The sequence below is a fragment of the Bradyrhizobium sp. LHD-71 genome (assembly GCF_031157255.1).
GTDB lineage: Bacteria > Pseudomonadota > Alphaproteobacteria > Rhizobiales > Xanthobacteraceae > P52-10.
In genome coordinates this window covers 158,090-177,524 of the sequence record NZ_JAVIFX010000005.1, presented here as the reverse complement: position 1 = coordinate 177,524, position 19,435 = coordinate 158,090, and the positions used below count along the sequence as shown (strand labels likewise).

The 19,435-nt window shown below is 63.1% G+C and carries 18 protein-coding genes; 15 read left to right on the top strand and 3 right to left on the bottom strand.

Annotated features, from left to right (window positions below):
• The first annotated feature begins 303 nt into the window (after nt 1-303).
• From RCO31_RS07170 to RCO31_RS07150, 5 genes are read left to right on the top strand one after another with little or no spacing between them, the layout of a single operon-like run.
• Nucleotides 304-1,080, top strand: a complete 777-nt coding sequence (locus RCO31_RS07170) for an enoyl-CoA hydratase-related protein (RefSeq protein ID WP_308967560.1) — start codon at nt 304-306, stop codon at nt 1,078-1,080.
• Nucleotides 1,077-2,867 (top strand): acyclic terpene utilization AtuA family protein, encoded by a 1,791-nt coding sequence (locus RCO31_RS07165; RefSeq protein ID WP_308967559.1) that lies wholly within the window; start codon nt 1,077-1,079, stop codon nt 2,865-2,867. Before RCO31_RS07170 ends, RCO31_RS07165 begins: the two co-directional genes overlap by 4 nt.
• Nucleotides 2,864-4,498, top strand: coding sequence for an AMP-binding protein (locus RCO31_RS07160; RefSeq protein WP_308967558.1), 1,635 nt, complete (start codon nt 2,864-2,866; stop codon nt 4,496-4,498). Before RCO31_RS07165 ends, RCO31_RS07160 begins: the two co-directional genes overlap by 4 nt.
• Nucleotides 4,498-4,944 (top strand): MaoC/PaaZ C-terminal domain-containing protein, encoded by a 447-nt coding sequence (locus RCO31_RS07155; protein WP_308967557.1) that lies wholly within the window; start codon nt 4,498-4,500, stop codon nt 4,942-4,944. Before RCO31_RS07160 ends, RCO31_RS07155 begins: the two co-directional genes overlap by 1 nt.
• Entirely contained in the window at nt 4,941-5,786 is an 846-nt protein-coding gene (locus tag RCO31_RS07150; protein WP_308967555.1) for an SDR family oxidoreductase, read from the top strand. Before RCO31_RS07155 ends, RCO31_RS07150 begins: the two co-directional genes overlap by 4 nt.
• Here RCO31_RS07150 and RCO31_RS07145 read toward each other — a convergent pair whose 3' ends face one another.
• Complete coding sequence (locus RCO31_RS07145; RefSeq protein ID WP_308967554.1) at nt 5,787-6,992, bottom strand: acyl-CoA dehydrogenase family protein; 1,206 nt, start codon at nt 6,990-6,992, stop codon at nt 5,787-5,789. It abuts the gene before it with no gap.
• Between the two features lie 179 nt (nt 6,993-7,171).
• Here RCO31_RS07145 and RCO31_RS07140 point away from each other — a divergent pair, with 179 nt between their 5' ends.
• From RCO31_RS07140 to RCO31_RS07095, 10 genes are read left to right on the top strand one after another with little or no spacing between them, the layout of a single operon-like run.
• On the top strand, nt 7,172-7,789 hold the full coding sequence (locus RCO31_RS07140) for a TetR/AcrR family transcriptional regulator (RefSeq protein ID WP_308967553.1): 618 nt from the start codon (nt 7,172-7,174) through the stop codon (nt 7,787-7,789).
• Nucleotides 7,786-9,291 (top strand): biotin carboxylase N-terminal domain-containing protein, encoded by a 1,506-nt coding sequence (locus RCO31_RS07135; protein ID WP_308967552.1) that lies wholly within the window; start codon nt 7,786-7,788, stop codon nt 9,289-9,291. The genes RCO31_RS07140 and RCO31_RS07135 overlap by 4 nt, the downstream gene beginning before the upstream one ends.
• A complete protein-coding gene (locus tag RCO31_RS07130; protein WP_308967551.1) occupies nt 9,291-9,755 on the top strand; it encodes an acetyl-CoA carboxylase biotin carboxyl carrier protein subunit in 465 nt (154 codons plus the stop codon). Before RCO31_RS07135 ends, RCO31_RS07130 begins: the two co-directional genes overlap by 1 nt.
• A gap of 1 nt (nt 9,756) precedes the next feature.
• On the top strand, nt 9,757-11,364 hold the full coding sequence (locus RCO31_RS07125) for a carboxyl transferase domain-containing protein (protein WP_308967550.1): 1,608 nt from the start codon (nt 9,757-9,759) through the stop codon (nt 11,362-11,364).
• A 4-nt stretch (nt 11,365-11,368) separates the two neighbouring features.
• A complete protein-coding gene (locus tag RCO31_RS07120) occupies nt 11,369-12,184 on the top strand; it encodes an ABC transporter ATP-binding protein (protein ID WP_308967549.1) in 816 nt (271 codons plus the stop codon).
• Nucleotides 12,181-14,130, top strand: coding sequence for an AMP-binding protein (locus RCO31_RS07115; RefSeq protein WP_308967548.1), 1,950 nt, complete (start codon nt 12,181-12,183; stop codon nt 14,128-14,130). Before RCO31_RS07120 ends, RCO31_RS07115 begins: the two co-directional genes overlap by 4 nt.
• Entirely contained in the window at nt 14,130-15,017 is an 888-nt protein-coding gene (locus tag RCO31_RS07110) for a branched-chain amino acid ABC transporter permease (protein ID WP_308967547.1), read from the top strand. The genes RCO31_RS07115 and RCO31_RS07110 overlap by 1 nt, the downstream gene beginning before the upstream one ends.
• Before the next feature lies 1 nt (nt 15,018).
• Complete coding sequence (locus RCO31_RS07105) at nt 15,019-16,092, top strand: branched-chain amino acid ABC transporter permease (RefSeq protein WP_308967546.1); 1,074 nt, start codon at nt 15,019-15,021, stop codon at nt 16,090-16,092.
• Nucleotides 16,093-16,142: 50 nt separating this feature from the next.
• Complete coding sequence (locus RCO31_RS07100; protein ID WP_308967545.1) at nt 16,143-17,399, top strand: ABC transporter substrate-binding protein; 1,257 nt, start codon at nt 16,143-16,145, stop codon at nt 17,397-17,399.
• Nucleotide 17,400: 1 nt separating this feature from the next.
• Entirely contained in the window at nt 17,401-18,189 is a 789-nt protein-coding gene (locus RCO31_RS07095; protein ID WP_308967544.1) for an ABC transporter ATP-binding protein, read from the top strand.
• Nucleotides 18,190-18,750: 561 nt separating this feature from the next.
• On the opposite strand, the gene RCO31_RS07090 is transcribed toward RCO31_RS07095, so the two are convergent.
• Both RCO31_RS07090 and RCO31_RS07085 read right to left on the bottom strand, forming a co-directional pair.
• A complete protein-coding gene (locus RCO31_RS07090) occupies nt 18,751-19,077 on the bottom strand; it encodes a Fic family protein (protein WP_308967543.1) in 327 nt (108 codons plus the stop codon).
• A gap of 117 nt (nt 19,078-19,194) precedes the next feature.
• Nucleotides 19,195-19,353 carry an AlpA family phage regulatory protein gene (locus tag RCO31_RS07085; RefSeq protein WP_308967542.1) on the bottom strand — a complete coding sequence of 53 codons (159 nt, stop codon included), beginning with the start codon at nt 19,351-19,353 and terminating at the stop codon, nt 19,195-19,197.
• Nucleotides 19,354-19,435: the final 82 nt, after the last annotated feature.

Here is a 19,435-nt window from a genome sequence, read left to right as displayed (position 1 = left end):
CTGGCTTCATAGACATCTTCAGGAAGGAAAAAATCCCATGAGAATCTATGTCACGACCGTCTTTGTCGACGACTAGTCCAAGGCGCTGGAATTCTACACAAAAACCCTTGGCCTCATCGTGAAACATGACGTGCCGTTGGGCGAGCATCGCTAGCTCACGGTCGCATCGAGTGAAACGCCTGACGGAATTGAGCAGGAGGGAGCTGCTGGCACGGTGGCCGGCAGCGGCAAGGTGATTGTCATTTTGCTCTGTGCTGGCTAATGTGGCTCAAAATGAATCCGACTCAATATGGGAGGTCGGCCGTGCAGGAGGTACACCAGGAGCATCGCGGCGCCGCGATGTGGCTTACGATTGACCGCGAGCAACGGCGCAATGCGCTGAACGAATCGGTGTTGCGCGGTCTGCGCGAGAGCGTTGCCAGCGCTCGCATCGAGGACGGCGTTCGAGCGGTCGTCATCACCGGAGCCGGTCGAACGTTCTGCGCCGGCGGCGACCTCAAGCCGGACGCGAAGGGCGATCCGTTTCGTGTCGATCCTGCAGAGGTGGACAATCCGGTCGTCGAACTCTTTCGCGCCATCGTCGATTGCCCGGTTCCAGTGATTGCACGCGTCAACGGGCACGCGCTGGCCGGTGGCTTTGGCCTTGTCTGCGCATGCGATTTCGCTGTGGCCGTCGACAATGCGAGGTTCGGCACGCCGGAGTCGCGGATCGGGTTGTTCCCGATGATGATCTTGCCATGGCTGCTGCGAACCATCTCACGGCGCAAGGTTCTGGAGATTTGTGTGACGGGTGAGCCGATTACGGCCGCGGAAGCGCTGGCGCACGGCGTCGTCAATCACGTTGTCTCCGCCGAGAAGCTCGACGAGAAAGTGGAGCAGCTCGTTGCGTCGATCGCGGCAAGCTCGCCGACCGCGATCCGGATCGGACGGCGCGCGCTCGCGACGATGGACGCGCTGCCGCTAGGCGTGTGCCTCGAGTATGCGCAGCGCGTGCTGCCGCAGATGGCTCAAACCGAGGATGCGCGCGAGGGATTTCGCGCCTTCAACGAGAAGCGCGCGCCGGTTTGGACGGGGCGATGATGGCAAAGACCATCCGCATCGGCGGTGCCGCTGGCTTTTGGGGTGACAGCCTCGAAGGCGCAGGCCAGCTTGTGATGCGCGGTGAGATTGACTTCCTTGTGTTCGACTATCTCGCCGAGGTCACAATGTCGCTGCTCGCGCGCGTCCGTGCGCGCAAGGCGGAGCTTGGCTACGTTCCCGATTTCGTCGAGATGGTCGCCCCGTTGCTGCCGGAGATCAGACGGCGCGGCATTCGCGTCGTCTCGAACGCGGGTGGTGTCAATCCTGTCGCCTGCGCGGCAGCGTTGGCGAAACGCGCTGAGGCGGTCGGCGTCCCACTCAAGATCGCCGTCGTCACCGGCGACGACGTGATGGCACAGATCGACACGATCCGTGCGGCGGACGCGCGCGAGATGTTCAGCGGCGCAGCGCTGCCGGAAAGGCTCTTGAGCGCAAACGCTTATTTCGGCGCGCAGCCGATCGCGGCCGCGCTCGACCGCGGCGCAGATGTGGTGATCACCGGCCGTTGTGTCGATTCGGCGGTGACGCTCGGCGCGCTTGTGCACGCCTTTGGCTGGTCGTGGAGCGACTACGACAAGCTTGCGCAGGCAAGTCTGGCCGGACACCTGATCGAATGCTCCGCGCAGGTGACCGGAGGATTGTTCACGGACTGGCGTGACGTACCCGGCTGGGACGACATGGGCTTGCCGATCGCCGACTGTGCCGCGGACGGGACCTTCACGATCACCAAAGCGGAGGGGACCGGCGGTCTCGTTTCGCCGCTATCCGTCGGTGAGCAGATGCTCTACGAGATCGGAGATCCCGTGGCCTATGTGCTGCCGGATGTCGTGTGCGATTTCCGCGCGGTAACCATCGTTGCGGACGGAGCAAACCGCGTAAGCGTCAGCGGGGCGCGTGGTCGGCCACCGACGGCCGAGCTGAAAGTCAGCGCGACGTGGCATGACGGCTTTCGCACGATCGGCACCGTGACGATTGCGGGACGCGATGCTGGGCCGAAGGCGCAGCACGCGGGCGAGGCGATCCTCGCTCGCGTGCGACGTCTGCTCGCCGAGCGCGGGCTAGGCGATTTTACCGAAACCTCGCTGGAGGTGCTCGGCACCGAAGCGGTGTATGGCGCCGCAGCCCAAAGCAGCGCAGCCCGCGAGGTCGTGCTGAAGATCGGCGCACGGCACGCGAGCGAGAAAGCGCTCGAAATTCTCGCGCGCGAGATCGCACCGGCAGCGTCTTCGATGGCGCAAGGGCTCACCGGGTTCTTCGCCGGCCGGCCGGCCGTGCAGCCGGTCATGCGGTTGTTCTCGTTCCTGTGGCCGAAGGCGAGCCTGACACCGCGTGTTGCGATCTGCGGCGGGGAGTTCGAGGTGCCCTTTGCGGCGTCGGCACGGCTTTCGCCCAGCGCCGACGAGCCGTACCAAAGTGCGCCGGCAGAGGTAGCCGATGCCAGCGCGCCGCTGATCGCGCTCGCCGTGGGCCGTAGTGGCGACAAAGGCAATACTGCAAACATCGGGATACTTGCACGACGCACGGAATATATGCCCTGGTTGCGCGCCGCGCTAACCCCGGAGGCCGTAGCAGCCTTCTTCGCTCAGACCGGTGTAACGCGTGTCGACCGCTACGATCTGCCGGGCATGAATGCGCTCAATTTCGTCCTGCACGACGCGCTCGGCGGTGGCGGTGTCGCATCGCTGCGCATCGATCCCCAAGGCAAGGCTTTCGCGCAGATGCTGATGGATTTCCCCATCGCCATTCCGCGAACGCTTGCCGATCAGCTAATGATGGCTACCCGATGATTGAAATCGACGACAGCACGACGATTGGCGAGGCGTTCGCGGCCGCCCAGCAGGCGTATGGAGCGCGTCCGTTCCTGGCGGTGCCCAAAGGTGCGCATCGGCCCTATCACCAGAACGGCTACGAGATCTCATTTGCGCAGGCAGGGCGCGAAGTGAGCGCGCTGGTTGCACGCTATCGCTCCGCCGGATTCGGGCCCGGACATCGTGTGGCCGTGTTGCTCGACAATCGGCCCGAATACTTCCTGCACAAGCTGGCACTCAACAGCCTCGGTGTGTCCGCAGTGCCGATCAACCCGGACTACCGTGCGAACGAGATCGCTTATCTGCTGGAGCATTCGGAGCCCGTATTAGCGCTCGCCGCGCCTGAGCGGCGCGAGCAGCTTGAAGCCGGAATGAATGTGAGCGCGCATCGCCCGCCGATCGTCGTGTTCGATGACGGTTCGGCGCTTCCGCCTGCGCGCACCAGCGCCGGGAATCGTCCTATCACGGCGGAAAGTGAGGCAAGCATCCTCTACACGTCGGGCACGACAGGGCGCCCGAAGGGCTGCATGCTGTCGCACGGTTATGAACTTGCTTCGGGGGCCTGGTATGCCAACGGCGGCGGGCTCGCGACGTTCCGGCCCGAGGGAGACCGCATCTACAATCCACTGCCAGTCTACCACTGCAATTCCGCGGTCGTCTCGTTTTACGGTGCGATGCTGAACGGGAGCTGCCAGATTCAGCCGGACCGGTTTCATCCCAATCGCTGGTGGAGCGAGGTGAAAGAGACGGCCGCGACGGTTGTGCATTATCTCGGCGTGATCGTTCCGCTGCTGCTCGGGCGACTGGCAGGCGAGGAAGAGCGTGGGCACGCGGTGCGTTTCGCCATCGGCGCGGGTGTCGAGCCGCAGCTTCACGCCACGTTCGAGCAGCGCTTCGGCTTTCCGCTCATCGAAGTGTGGGGCATGACCGAGATGGTGCGGCTACTGTTCGACAACCAGCCGCCGCGCCAGGTCGGAACTCGGGCCTTCGGCCGTCCGGTGCCGGGGATAGAGGTGCGCGTCGTCGATGAAAACGACAACGACGTACCGCGCGGTGTGCCTGGAGAGATGGTCCTGCGCCATTCAGTCGAAACGCCGCGGCGCGGCTTCTATTCGGGATACTTGAAGGACGAGGCCGCGACTGCGCACGCCTGGCGTGGCAACTGGTTTCACACCGGCGACACCGTGCAGCAGGATCCCGACGGCATGTTGCATTTTGTCGATCGCAAGAAGAACATCATCCGCCGCTCCGGTGAAAACATTGCCGCCGCCGAGGTCGAGGCCACGTTGCAGGCGCATGCAGCCGTGAAGCAGGTCGCGGTGCTCGCCGTCCCGGACGAGACGCGGGAAGAGGAAGTGCTGGCATGCGTCGTGTTGCATGACGACCGGGAGCGTGAGGCGAAAGCCGACGTGCTGTTCCGTCACTGCTACGCGCAGCTTGCCTACTTCAAGGCGCCGGGCTGGATCTATTTCACCGACACGCTACCTACGACCGGCACGCAGAAGATCCAGAAGCACCAGATTTTCCCCGGCGGGGCCGATCCGCGGGCGCTGTCGGGCATGTTCGATCTGCGTGCGCGCAAGACGCGCACCGAGCGGAAGGACACCTGATGGGGCGCCACTACGAGGAGTTCGAGGTCGGGCAGCACTTCGACACGCCGCGTCGCACTGTCGTCGACGCAGATATCTCCACGTTCGCCGGGCTCACGGCCGATTTCAACCCGCTGCATATGGATGAAGTATTCGCGCAGGAGAGCGATTTCGGTGGCCGCATCACCCATGGGCCGATGGTCGTCGGAATGACGTTTGGCCTCGCCTCGCGCGCGGGTCTGATGGATGGCACGGTGCTTGGTCTGCTCGACATTTCCTGGAAGTTCATGAAGCCGGTGCGGCCGGGCGATACCATAGCGGCGCTGGTGACCGTGCTGGAGAAGAGGCCGACCAGAAGGCCCGACCGAGGTGTCGTCACGCTGCAGCTCGACGTCCGCAACCAGCGCGACGAGAATGTGCAGACCGGCGTCGCAAACGTGCTTGTGCGGACGAAAGGACGGACATGACTCAGTTTGGCCGCAGTGACGATGAACTTGCCACGATGCCTCTGACGTTTCGCGATGGCTTGTTCGAGGGGCAGGTCGCCCTCGTTTCCGGTGCCGGACGTGGCATCGGCAAGGCGATCGCGTTTCACTTCGCGCGCCTCGGTGCGAAGGTCGCACTGTGCGGTCGAGATGAAGGACGGCTGAACGAGACTGCCGGCAAGCTGCGCGCGTTGGGCGCCGATGTGCTTGTCCGGCCGATGTCGATCCGCGATCCGGACGCGGTGGCACGACTTTATGATACCGTATGGGAGACTTTCGGCACGCTGGATGTCGTCGTGAACAACGCCGGCGGGCAGTTCCCGCAAGCCGCGATCGACTTCTCGCCGAAAGGCTGGAATGCGGTCATCGACACCAACTTGAACGGCACCTGGTACATGATGCAACAGGCGGCGCGCCGCTGGCGTGACGCGAAGCGTGGAGGCGCGATCGTGAATATCGTCGCCGTCGTCAGTCGCGGCATGCCAGGCGTCGCGCACACTTGTGCGGCACGCGCCGGCGTCATCTATGGGTCAAAGACGGTCGCCATCGAATGGGCGCCGCTCGGCATCCGGGTCAACTGCGTGGCGCCGGGCATCATCTCGACCGAGGGAATGGAGGTCTATCCTGAAGAGGCCCGCCGCGACATGCCGAGGACGAACCTCATGAAGCGCTTTGGCGACGTCTGCGACATCGCAAACGCGGTCTGCTATCTCGCAGGCCCCTCCGGTGCCTTCATGACGGGCGAGGTCGTGACGGTTGACGGCGGCAATCAGGTCTGGGGCGACCAGTGGACCATTCCGCGGCCCACCTGGTTCTCCGAATGATCAATCACGCATCAATTCACCGCCGATGATCAGTTTGCGAATCTCCGTCGTTCCGGCGCCGATTTCCAGAAGCTTTGTCGCGCGGTAGAGCCGGTTGATCTCGGACTCGCGCATATATCCGGCGCCGCCGAAAATCTGCACGGCATCGCCGATCACGCGCGTGCAACCTTCCGCCGCATAAAGTATGCAGGATGCGGTGAGCATGTGAATGTTGCCGCGACCTCCGCTGCCGATCTCGAGGTCGTTTGCTTCGGCGAGGGTGCGATAGCAATAGGTGCGCATCGTCTCGATCGTCGTATACATGTCGGCAAGCTTGGCCTGGACGAGCTGAAACTCGCCGATGAGCTTGCCGAATTGCTTGCGCGCCTTTGCATAGTCGAGGGCAAGTGCGAACGCACGTTCGGCCATGCCGAGATTGATCATCGCGACGATAGCGCGTTCGAGGTCGAGCCCGCTCATCACGACGGCGACGCCCGCGTTCTCCTCGCCGACGCGGTTGTCGGCGGGCACGCGGCAATCATCGAACACGAGTTCGGCCGTCGTGCTGCCGCGAAAGCCCATCTTGTCGAGCTTCTGAGCGATCTGGAATCCGGGAAAACCCTTCTCGATCACAAAAGCCGAGATGCCTTTTGGGCCTTTCTGCTTGTCGGTCTTGGCGTAGACGAGCAGGACGTCGGCCACCGGTCCGTTGGTGATGAAGAGCTTGCGGCCGTTGAGCACGTAGTCATCGCCGTCCCGCCGCGCGGTGGTTGCCATTGAGCCGAGCGCATCGGAGCCGGCGCCCGGTTCGGTCAAACCGAGCGCGCCGATTGCCTTGCCGCTGCAGAGCTTTGGCAGATAGCGCCGGCGCACCGCATCCGAACCGTTACGTGCGATGTTGTTTAGGCACAGGTTCTCGTGGGCCACGTAGCTCAGCGCGACCGCCGGATTCCAGCGTGCAAGTCCTTGTGTGATTAGACCCGACGTGAAGAAGTCGGCGTCCAGGCCGCCGAGCTCGGTCGGAACCGTGACCCCGAGAAAGCCCATGCGCGCCAGCGCCGGCATCGTCTGCGGCGGCCACCACTCTTCGTCGTCCATTCTTTTCTGCAGCGGGTAAAGCTCGCCCGCGGCGAACCGGTCTGCCGTGTCGAGAATCTCTTGCTGGGCGGCGGATAGGCGAAAACCGTGCGAGGCCAATGAGTTCAGCTGCAGTTGATCAACCATCATCGACGTCCTCCCTGTGGTCTCGCGGCTGCTTCAAGCGGCCATCGCGTTGACAAACCAAAATGAAGCGTATTCATTATGGCTAATCAAGAGGGGGAGGATCGAATCCCACCCCGATCATGGAGGGAACACCAGCTTATGGTCGCGTGGGCATTTCGCCGTCGTGAATTCGAAGTCGCCTGATGCCTGCGATCAGCCCGCAGCGCATGCGCGACCGCTATGACGCGATCCTCGCCGCGGCCACGCGGGTGTTCGCCGAAAACGGCTACTCCACCGCTTCGATCACCGACATCGCCCGCGCCGCCGACATCTCCGACGGGCTGATCTACAAGTATTTCGAGAACAAGCGGGATCTGCTCGAGACAGTGCTCGAGCGCTTCTATGAGCGCATCATTGCCGATCTCGAGCCGAAGATCGCAAAAGGCCGGACATTCGCCGACCGACTCTACGTTCTCATCAGCGAGCATCTGCATGTGTTCATCGCCGATCGCGATCTGTGCCGCCTGTTCATCTCCGAAGTCCGTACCGCAAGCGATTACCGCGGCTCGGCGATTCAGCAGCTCAATCGGCGCTACACCTCGATCCTGCTGAAGATCGTGGATCAGGGGATTGCGGACGGCGAGGTCGTCGCCGGCATGGACCCACGGCTCGTCCGCGACATGCTCTTCGGTGCGATCGAGCATACCTCGTGGCGTCACATCAACGGCAGCAAGCCGGTCGACGTGCCGCGTGTGGCACGCGCAATGACGGACGTGCTGGTGAACGGGCTCGCCTTGCGCGGCCGTCGGAAGCGCACATGACGGCGCCGCAACGCCATATATCGGCTGCGGGCTGGCCGTTCGATACTGTGCTGATCGCAAACCGCGGCGAGATCGCGCTGCGCATCCTGAAGACGGTGGAGGCGCTGGATCTGAAGGCGGTCGTGATCCATCACGCGGTCGATTCCGACGCGCCGGCGGTACGCGCCGCAAGCAAGGCGATCGAAATCAAGGGCGCGACACCGGTGGCGGCCTATCTCGATGGCCCGCAGATCATTGCCGCGGCGCGGGCAGCAGGCGCCGGCGTCATCCATCCCGGCTACGGTTTTCTCTCGGAGAACGCTGCATTTGCGCGTGCGGTCGCGGACGCGGGTCTCACCTTCATCGGTCCGACACCGGAAGTGATCGAACTGATGGGTGACAAGGTGCGCGCGCGCGCGTTTGTGCAGAAGCACGGCTTCCCGGTTGCCCCGTCGGCGATCGAGGACGATGATCCGATGACATTCACCGAGCGCGCCAGGGCGGTCGGCTTTCCGCTGTTGATCAAGCCGTCTGCCGGCGGAGGCGGCAAGGGCATGCACATCGTGCGCGATGCCTCAGTGCTTGCGGAAGAGATTGTCCGCGCACGAAGCGAAGGGCAGCGCTATTTCGGTGACGGCCGGCTCTATGTCGAGCGCTACATCGAAAACCCGCGTCATATCGAGGTGCAGGTGTTGGGCGATGCCCACGGCAATGTCGTGCATCTGTTCGAGCGTGAGTGCTCTGTGCAACGGCGCTTTCAGAAGATCATCGAGGAAACGCCGTCGCCGGCAATGTCGGCATCGGAGCGTGCTCGTATCTGCGAGACGGCTGCAGGCATCGCGCGCGCGGCAGGCTATCGCAATGCCGGTACGGTTGAGTTCATCTATGGGGCCGGCGAGTTCTATTTTCTCGAAATGAACACACGGCTGCAAGTCGAGCATCCGGTCACCGAGATGGTTACCGGCATCGATCTCGTGCGGGAGCAGCTTCGGGTTGCGGCAAATGAGCCGCTTGGTTTCACGCAGGCCGATATTGCGACGCAGGGTCACGCCATCGAATGCCGCATCTATGCGGAAAGCCCGGCGCGGGGTTTCGCGCCGACCACCGGCCGCGCGTTGAAAATCCATGATGGCCGTGGCCCTGGTCTGCGGCTCGATATTGGAGTGACCGAGGGCCAGGCGATCACGACCGCCTTTGATCCGATGCTCGCGAAGCTGATCGTGCATGGTAAGGATCGCGAAGAGGCACGCCAGCGAGCGTTGTCGGCGCTTCAGCAGTTCGTGCTGCTCGGCTGCGAAACCAACGTCAGTTTCCTGCATCGCCTGGTTGCGCATCCGGCGTTTCGCGAGGGCGATATCCACACCGGTTTTCTTGATGCTCATCCCGAGATCGCCTCCGAGCCGGTTTCTGCCGCGACGCTGCGGCGGATGCTCGCGATCGGCGCACTCTCGGTCCGTCCCGTCCGCGATGCCGCCGATGATGGCCCGCAGCCGCACAACGCGATGGGAGGCTGGCGAAACTGATGCGCGCCATTTTTTCGATCGACGGTACGGAATATCGCGTTTTCGCGCAGCGCGAGGCCGACGCCTACCGAGTCCATGTTGACGACTGCAGCTACCGCATCACGAATGATCACGACGCGATCGTCGCGGTCGACGGCGATACGATCCATGTCTGGCTCGACGGTGAGGCGCAGACGTTCCGCTATCACGAGCCGGTTGCCTACTACGGCAGCCATGCCGACGGCTCGACCGATGACACCATCTTGGCGCCGATGCCCGGCACCGTCGTCACGGTGATGGTGAAAGCGGGCGAGGCCGTCGCGCGCGGCGACACATTGCTGGTGATCGAGAGCATGAAGCTCGAGACCTCCGTAAAGGCGCCACGCGATGGCCGGATCGACACCGTGCACGTCGCGATGGGCCAGTCTTTCGATCGCTCCGCGCCGCTCGCCACGCTAGCCACGCTCGCCACGGTGGAGGCGTAACATGCGCCGCATCGAAAGCCGCCTTGATACCGGTTCGGAAGAGTTTGGGGCCAACAGCGCCCACAACCGCAAGCTCGCCGCAAACCTCAAGGCGCGTCAGAGCGCGGCGCGTCGCGAGCGTCCTGCGCGTGATATCGAACGGCTGAAGCGGCAGAACAAGATGTTCGTTCGCGACCGCATCGAGATGCTGCTCGATCCCGGCACGCCGTTCCTCGAGCTGTCGACGCTGGCGGCGAACCAGTCCTACGACGGCGAGGTGCCGGGAGCGGGCATCGTGTCCGGCATCGGCATCGTCAGCGGCCGTGAAGTGATCATCCATGCCGACGACGCGAGCGTGAAGGGCGGAGCGTGGTACCCGCATTCGGTCAAGAAGATTGTGCGCACGCTCGACATCGCGATCGAGAACCGACTGCCGGTGGTCCATCTCTGCGACAGCGCCGGCGGTTTCCTGCCGCTGCAGGCGGACCTGTTCGCGGATCGGTATTTGGCGGGCCGCATCTTCCGCAACCAGGCGATCCTTTCGAAGCTGGGCGTGCCACAGGTCGCCCTCGTTCTCGGACACTGCACGGCCGGCGGCGCTTACGTGCCGGCGCTGTCCGAATACAACGTGATCGTGCGCGGCACCGGCGCGATCTTCCTCGGTGGACCGCCGCTGGTGAAGGCCGCCACCGGTGAGATCGTCGGCGTGGAGGAGCTCGGAGGGGCCGACACCCACACGCGCATTTCCGGCACCGCGGATTATCCCGCCGTCTCTGAAGAACAGGCAATCGCGATCGCCCGCGAGATCGTCGCCCAGTTTGGGCTTCCGTCGAAGTTTGACGTGCAGCGCACCAATCCCGAGCCGCCCTATTACGATCCGGAAGAACTCTACGGCCTGATCCCGCGCGACATCAAGACGCAATTCGACGCGCGGGAGATTATTGCGCGCCTTGTCGACGGCAGCCGTTTCCATGAATATCAGCCGGCCTACGGGACGACACTCGTCTGCGGCTTCGCGCATCTGTGGGGGTTCAAGGTCGGAATCCTCGCCAACAACGGCGTGCTGTTCAACGATTCCTCGCTCAAGGGCGCGCATTTCATGCAGCTCTGTAACCAACACCAGGTCCCGATGCTGTTTCTGCAGAACATCACCGGTTACATGGTTGGTCGCGACTACGAGCACCGCGGCATCACCAAGGACGGGGCCAAGATGATCATGGCCGTATCGGGAAGCGAAGTGCCGAAGATCACCGTCATCTGCAACGGCTCGTTCGGTGCCGGCAACTACGGCATGTCCGGCCGGGCTTTCGACCCGCGCTTTCTGTTCATGTGGCCGCAGAGCCAGATTTCCGTGATGGGCGCCGAGCAGGCGGCAAATGTGCTCGCCGATATCAAGGTGCGGCAGCTTTCGCGGGAGGGACGGATGTTGTCGAACGATGAAATCGACGAGATCCGCGAGCCGATTCTTCAGGAATACAGACGCCAGCAGAGCGCGTACTATTCGACGTCCGAGATGTGGGATGACGGTATCCTGGACCCGGTCGATACGCGCAACGCGCTAGGCATCGCGATTTCGGCGGCGCTGAACGCACCGATCGATCGACCCCACTACGGCGTGTTCCGGATGTGACGCGATGACAGAAGGCTCAGCCAGCGCCGTGCTCGAATGCCGCGACATCGAATTGTCGTTCGGTGGGCTGCGCGCCCTCAAAGGCCTGAGCTTCGACATCATGCCGGGCGAGATCTTCGGGCTGGTCGGTCCGAATGGAAGTGGCAAGACCAGCCTCGTCAATGTCGTGACCGGCTTCTATCGCCCGCAGAGAGGCAGTGTCGCCATCTTCGGCGCCGATACCACCCGCATGCGGCCGCATCGCATCGCGGCGCATGGTGTGGCGCGCACGTTCCAGAATCTGGCCTTGTTCCGCGGCATGACCGTGCTCGACAACATCCTGCTCGGCCGTCACGTCCATATGGGTGTTGGCTCAGGCGCGCTCGCAACGCTGTTCTACTGGGTCTGGGCGGCGCGGCACGAAGTAGCGCATCGCCGCGCGGTCGAGGAACTGATCGACTTCATGCAGCTTCAGGATATCCGCGACGAGCCGGTCGAGGTCATTCCTCTCGGCCTTCAGAAGCGCGTGGAGCTTGCGCGCGCGCTAGCGGCCGATCCGCGTCTGCTCATCCTGGATGAGCCGATGGCCGGGATGAACAAGGAAGAGAAGGAATACATCGCCCGTTTCATCCTCGATGCGCGCGAGGAGCGCAACACGACCGTGCTGATGATCGAGCACCACATGGACGTGGTGACCTCGATCTGCGATCGCGTGATGGTGCTGAGTTACGGCGAGAATATCGCGCAGGGCAAGCCGCTCGAGGCGATCTCCGAACCGCGCGTGATCCAGGCCTACCTTGGCGAACGCGCCGCCAAACGCCACGTCGGAGCCGCCGCATGAATGCTCATGTTCCGCCGGTCCGGTTTGTCACGTCCTGGCCGACGCGGCCGGACGGCGTGCCGGCGACGCTGATTGCCGCTCTCGCACGCAACGCGCACGAGAGCGCCGATCGCGTGGCCTTTCGCGAGCGTGATTACGGCATCTGGCAGGAGCGCACCTGGCGTGAAGTCTTTGCCGAGACGCTGGCGCTCGCCGCCGCGTTCCAATCGATCGGGCTCGGGCCGGGGCAGGCGCTGACGGTCATCGGCGATAACCGCATGCGTCTTTATCTTTCGATGATCGCCGCAACTGCGCTGCGGGCGTTCCCTTCGCCGGTGTTCCCGGACGTGCCGCCCGAGGAGCTGACCCACTATACCCGCTACGGCGAGCCTCGCATCGCGGTCGCCGAGGATCAGGAGCAGGTCGACAAGCTGCTCGAGCTCCGCGAACGTACGGGGCGCCCGCACAGGATCGTCTACGACGATCCGCGCGGCCTGTCCGGTTACCCCGACGATGTCATCGTCTCGTATGACGAGATGCTCTTGCGCGGGCGGGCGCTGCTGGCCGCCAAGCCGGCATTGGCGACCGATCTGGTCTCGCACGCCACCGCCGAAGACATCGCGGTGCTGATGCATTCCTCCGGAACGACGGGCGCGCCGAAAGGTGTGCCGCTGCGCCATCGCAACGTGATTGGCGGGGTGTTGAACGCGCGCGCCGGCGGCGTCATCGACGAGCACGAGGACTACTACGCCTATCTGCCGGCCGCATGGGTCGGGGACTTCATGTTCAGCCTTGCGGCCGCGGTGCTGCTGCGCTTCACCGTCAACATACCGGAGCGACAGGAGACGGTGCTGCGCGACCTGCGCGAAGCCGCGCCGACCTGGTATCTGGCGGCCCCGCGCGCCTGGGACAACATGCTGACGCGCGTCCAGGTCGGCATCGAGGATTCCACCAGGGCAAAGCGCGCGCTCTTCAAATACTTCGTGCCGCGAGCCATCGAAATCGAACGTCGCCGCCTCGCCGGAACGCCTCCGAGTGTCGTTGAGCGCCTGCTGATGTTTGCAGGAGAGATATTGGTATTCGGTCCCGTGAAGGACTATCTCGGTGTGTCGCTCGTCCGCCATGCCTTCACGGGCGGCGAGGCGATTGGCGAAGACACCTTCCTGTTCTTTCGCGCGCTCGGGGTCAATCTCAGGCAGATCTACGGGCAGACCGAAAGCTGCGCCCTCACGGCGGCGCAGGCCGACGGTGCCGTGACGCTCCATGCGATCGGCAACCCGCTGCCGGGCGTCGAGGTTCGCATCGACGACAAAGGCGAGATCCTCATCAAGTCGAGTTCGGTGATCGACGGGTATTTCGATGATCCGGAGGCGAGCGGGAAGGCGCTCGCCGACGGCTGGCTGCACACGGGAGACGCCGGCTACTTCGAGAATGGCGGCGATCTGGTCGTGCTCGGCCGCGTGAGTGAGGTCGTGCATACGGCCGCCGGCGAACGCTATATCCCGAACTACATCGAGAACCGTATCAAGTTCTCGCCCTACATCCGCAACGTCGCGGTGCTGGGTGCCGGTCGCGCCGGTCTGTGTGCGATCGCCTGCATTGACCACGAGGCGGTGGGGCACTGGGCCGAGGACGAGGGGATTTCGTTCGCGTCGTATGCGGAGCTTTCACAGCGTCCGCAGGTTTACGATCTTACCGCCTCGGTGCTCCGGCATGTCAACGAGCTGCTGCCGCAACATCTGCGCGTCCGGCGCTTCGTCAACCTGCACAAGGATTTCGACGCGGATGACGGCGAGATCACCCGCACGCGCAAGCTACGCCGCAACGTGATCGAGGAGCGCTACGCGTCGCTGATCGACGCGCTGTATTCGGGTGCGCGAACGGTCGAGCAGGACGCACGTATCGTCTACGAGAGCGGCGAAACCGGAACGATCCGGCGCACGCTGTCGATCCGGGAGGTCGGCTGATGGATCTGTGGCTGATCGGTGAACTGGCGATCACCGGCGCGCTGGTGGGCTTGATGTATGCGCTCGTCGCTGTCGGCATTGTGCTCGTCTACAAGACCTCCAGCGTTGCCAATTTCGCGCAGGGTGCGATCGCGATGACCGGGAGCTATGTTGCCTGGGCGTTTGCGACGTTGATGGGGGCGCCGCTGTGGGTGGCCATACCCCTCGCGCTCGTCACGATGTTCGGGCTCGGCTTCGTGATCGAGCGCGCAGTGCTGCGGCATATGGTCGGCCAGCCGATCATTATGATCATCATGGTCACCTTCGGCATGGAGATTTTTCTGCGCGGGATGATGCCTGGGTTCTTCGGCGTCGCGGTGAAGCGGCTTGATCTCGGGATCCCACAGGCGCCGATGTTCCTCGGCGAGATGCTGATCAATCGCGCCTACCTGATCGGCGGTATCACGTCCGCCGTCTTGATCGTCGGGACGATCGTGTTGTTCAATTCGCGCGCCGGTATCATAATGCGTGCGGTGTCCGACGATCAGGGGGCGTCGTGGTCGGTTGGCATCCGGGTCGAGCGCGCGATCGCTATCGCCTGGGGTCTTGCGGCCGGCACCGCGACGGCCGCCGGCATTTTATGGGGATCGACCCAGGGGGTCGACTGGAGCTTGTCGCTACTGCTGATGAAGGCGCTCGCGATCGCCATCCTTGGTGGGCTCGACAGCATTCCGGGCGTGCTTCTCGCAGGTGTCATCGTCGGCGTCTGCGAGAGCCTCGCAACCGGCATCGTCGACCCGCTGGTCGGCGGCGGCACCCGCGACATCGTCGCATCCCTGATCATTCTGATGACGCTCCTGGTGCGGCCCTACGGGCTGTTCGGCCGCGAGCAGATCGAGCGCGTTTGAGATGCTGTACCGTCGCGCAGGCATTCGTCATACCTCCTATCGCCATGAGCGGATGCTGTGGCCGCTGCCGTTCGACCGCTATCTCGTCGGGACCATTGCAGCCTTCCTGATAGTGGCGCCGTTCCTGATCGACCGCCTTTACCTCGTCGCCTATCTGCTGCCGTGGCTGATCTGGTCCATGGCGGCGCTCGGCCTCAACCTGCTGATGGGCGGTGCCGGGCAGATTCATTTGGGTTACGGCGCGGTGATGGCAATCGGCGCCTACTCGTCTGTGCATCTGGTGCGCGCCGGCGTTCCGTTCGAGATCGCGATGATTGCGGGCGGTCTTGCGAGCGCGATGATCGGTGTGATCTTCGGTTTCGCAGCTCTTCGGGTAAAAACGCTCTATCTCGCGATGTCCACGCTTGCGATGCAATACATCGTCGATTTTGTTATCGCGCACGTGCCGGCGATCAGCGGCGGCACGCAGGCGACGATCCAGGTTCCCCCCGTCCGCTTTCTCGGGTTGCGTATCGAGGGCGACATCGCGACCTATTACTTCGCGCTGGCGGTCTGCACGGTGGTCACGTTGTTCATGCTGAACGTACACCGCACCGGCTTCGGACGCGCGCTCGCCGCGGTGCGAGAGAAGGACTACGCCGCGGAAGTCATCGGTGTAAGCACGTTCAAATACAAGCTGCTTGCGTTCTGGACGTCGTCGTTTATCGGTGGCGTGGTCGGCGCGGTGCTCGTCGTCTGTTATCTGCGCAGCGTGTCGCCGGACCAGTTCCACATCGATCTGTCAGTTCAGATCGTGGCGATGGTGATCGTCGGCGGGCTCGGCTCCGTGCTCGGCAGCTTCTTCGGCGCAGCGCTTATACTGTTCACACCGATCGTGTTGAACAATCTGGTGGCATCGATCGCGGCCGGTGCCGGTCTTTCTCTCTCCAGTGACCTGCGCGCGCATATCCCGCTGATGCTCTACGGCGCGCTGATCGTCGGCTTCCTGGTGCTCGAGCCGCTCGGGCTCGCAAAGATCTACGACAACGTTCGTAACTACTTCCTGGTTTGGCCGTTCCGCTACGCCAGGAAATGACAAGCAAACCGGCCGCGATTTCGAGCCGGAACAAAATGGAGGAAATGCAGATGAACGTTGACCGACGCACCTTCATAGCTAGCACCGCGGCAACGATGCTCACCGGAACCACCGTCACGACTTGGGCGCAAGACAGGATCGTGAAGATCGGCATGCCGATGGACTTCACCCGAGTCTACACCTTCGTGACCGCCGAATACGCCCAGGGCCATCGTGACTATCTCACGCTGATCAACGATCGCGGCGGCGCGGGTGGCTACAAGATATTGGCGGACATTACCGATCACGGAAACGATATACCCCGCGCCATCGAGGCTTATGAGCGCATGAAGCGCGAAGGCGCGGTGCTGATCGATCCGCTGTCGACACCGGTCGCCCGGGCGCTGGTCCCGCGTGCGTTGGAGGACAAGATCAATATGGTGACGACGCTTTCCGGTCGCAGCGACGCCGCGGACGGCGAGGCCTTTCCTTACGTGATGCCGCTTTCGCCGAACTACTGGACACAGGCAGGCCTGCTAATCGACTACTTCCGTCAGCAGGACAAGGATTTGAGGGGCAAGAAGATCGTGCTCGTGCACATCGATACGCCTTTCGGCAAGGAGCCGATCCCGATTTTCCAAGCGCTGGCCGGGAAGCTCGGCTATTCACTCCAGACCTTCCCTTATGCGCCGCCGGGCAACGATCAGGCGGCGATCTGGCCGCAGGTCCGGCGTGCGCAGCCAGACTGGATTATCTTCTGGGGTGCGGGTGTCGGTCAGACCGTGGCGCTTTCCGAGGCTGTTCGCAACGGTCTCAAGATGGACCGCATTTCTTCGAGCGTCTGGCTTTCGGAATCCGACATGGACGTCGTCGGCAAGGACGCCTGCAAAGGTGTCATCAAGTTCGAAGCCGCGGCCGGCGGACGGGATCCGAAGGTGATACAGCAGATCCTTTCGGAGGTCGTCGGTAAGGGCAAGGGCGCGGGGCAGGAAGCCAAGGTCGGCACAAGCTACTACAATATCGGTGTGATGATGGCGGCGATCGCTGCGGAAGGCGTTCGCAAGGCGGCGGAGAAAGCGCCGAATGGTCCCGTGACCGGACCGTGGCTGAACGCTGGCATCCGCTCCATCAGCGACTTCACCGCTGAAGGCATGCTGCCCGGGATCACCGTGACCAGCCAGGACCATCAAGGCGGCGGCAAAGGCCGCATCGCGCGGTGGGACGGCGCCAAGTTCGCGCCTCAAACCGACTGGTTCACCGCCAATCAGGATCTGGTTTGGTCCGAGATCAAGAAATACTCGGAAGAGTTCAAGAAGTCGGGCAAGTAACGTGCTCTTGAGTCTGAACAATATCGAGGTCGTCTATGACCGCGTGTTTCTCGCGGTCAAAAGCATCTCGATCGACGTGCCCGAGGGAGGCCTGGTGGCTCTTCTCGGCGCCAATGGCGCCGGCAAGAGCACGACGCTCAAATCGATCAGCGGATTGCTGAAGCCCGAGCGGGGCGAGGTCACACGGGGCGCGATTGCCTTCCAGGGGCATGATCTTCTGGATCTCGACCCGCCCGAGCGCGTGCGTGCTGGTATCGTGCATGTGCTTGAGGGGCGGCGCGTGTTCGGCCAGCTCACACCGGAGGAAAATCTGCTTGCGGCTGCCTCGATGCATCGCAGTGCTGCGCACGTCAGGCAACTGAAGGAGCGCGTGTTCGCGTGGTTCCCGCGCCTCACCGAACGCGCCCGCACCAAGTCCGGCTATCTCTCGGGCGGCGAGCAGCAGATGCTCGCGATCGGACGTGCGCTGATGACCGAACCGAAACTGCTGCTTCTGGACGAGCCAAGCCTCGGGCTTGCGCCGTTTCTGGTTGACGAGATCTTCGACATCATCAGACGCATCAACAAGGAAGCAGGAGTGGCCGTCCTGCTGGTCGAGCAGAACGCTGCGGCAGCGCTCGAAGTCGCGGAGCGAGCCTACCTGGTCGAGAACGGCCGGGTTGTGATGAGCGGCAGCGCCGAGGTTGTGAAAGGCAATCCGGATGTCGAGGCGGCCTATCTCGGCGGCGGTCACAGTATCGATTACCGCGCTGTGAAGCACTATCGACGACGCAAGCGCTGGCTTGCCTGAGGCCGCCGGCGCTCGCAAGTCTGACAATCGCCGATCTGAATGCTTGCTCGCACGAGCTGGACTGACAAATCGCAAGGCTGCCAAGTTAAGATCGTCTCGCAGAAGAAACTGACCCACCGCAAGTTCTTGGCAGCGGCGTGCGTAGAACTCTGCGATGGTGCCAGCCACAACACCCGTGATCGCTTCAGCAGGTCCGCACTTCGTGTTGAGGTGTCTTTCAGCGCCATGGTCCAATCCATCACCGGCCCGGCCGGGAGCCCATGAGGAGTTCGCCGCCTCAGACTTTCCGTTCCTACTGCTAGGAGATTCGACCTACAAGATTTGCCGGGACTGTCCTGCGTGGAGGGCAGGCTTTCATCCCAATAATACCGAGGAGGTACTCGGGCAGGTCAGTTACACCCTCATCGTAGAAGTGGGTATTGCGGCGAAGGCAAGTGGCTCGTTCTGAGTTTAGATAGAGCCCGTCGCTCGGGCGAAGGCAAAGAGAATGGATGATCTCCCTGCAGGGCATCGTCTTCTTAACAGAAGTGAACCCGTTGAAGCTGACGATCTTTGGTGTCACTAAGGCAAGGTGAACAGAGTGTGGCTGCCCGCTAAGCTGTTTGGAGAACAGCAACCCAACACGAAGAGCGTGGTGACCACGCGTGAGAGCCGCCCGTTTGCATCTTGAAAAGGATGGATCGCCAGCAATACCACGATGAAGACGGCAACGGTGAGGAACGGATGCAGCGCCTTAGCGACGAGGGCCTCCATTTCGCGCGGTGTGTCGAACGGCGCGGTCGTCTCGAATACGATGCCGATCTCCCGCCCGTCCGCGTCGAGCGCCACGACATTGTTAGAGAGCGTCTTATGGGAGTCGCGATGGCGCGCACCTTGTCGCTGTGACATAGCAAGGTCTGGTGTAGTTGGCGGATATGGTTTTCGGTGGGGCGCATGTCGGCGTAGGCCTCGAACACGAGGTCCATCGCCTCGGCGTATCCGGCCACTTCGTGCTCATCAGGCAAGCTAGGCGACGCGTCGCGGTCCCGGTCGTCGCTGCGCCGGAAAGATCCCGCCAGCGACGTAGGCATAGATGGTCGAGCGCGACAGCCCCGTTTTGCCAGCGACGACTTTGAGGTCCCAAAGCTCGTCGCCTGCCTGCGGCGTTCTGCTCGTGTCATCCATGGTTGTCCCGGAGCCATCCATTGCGTCTGCCAGCAGTCCATCAGGGTGCGGTAGCGTCCCAAGATGAAGGCCGGCAGAATCT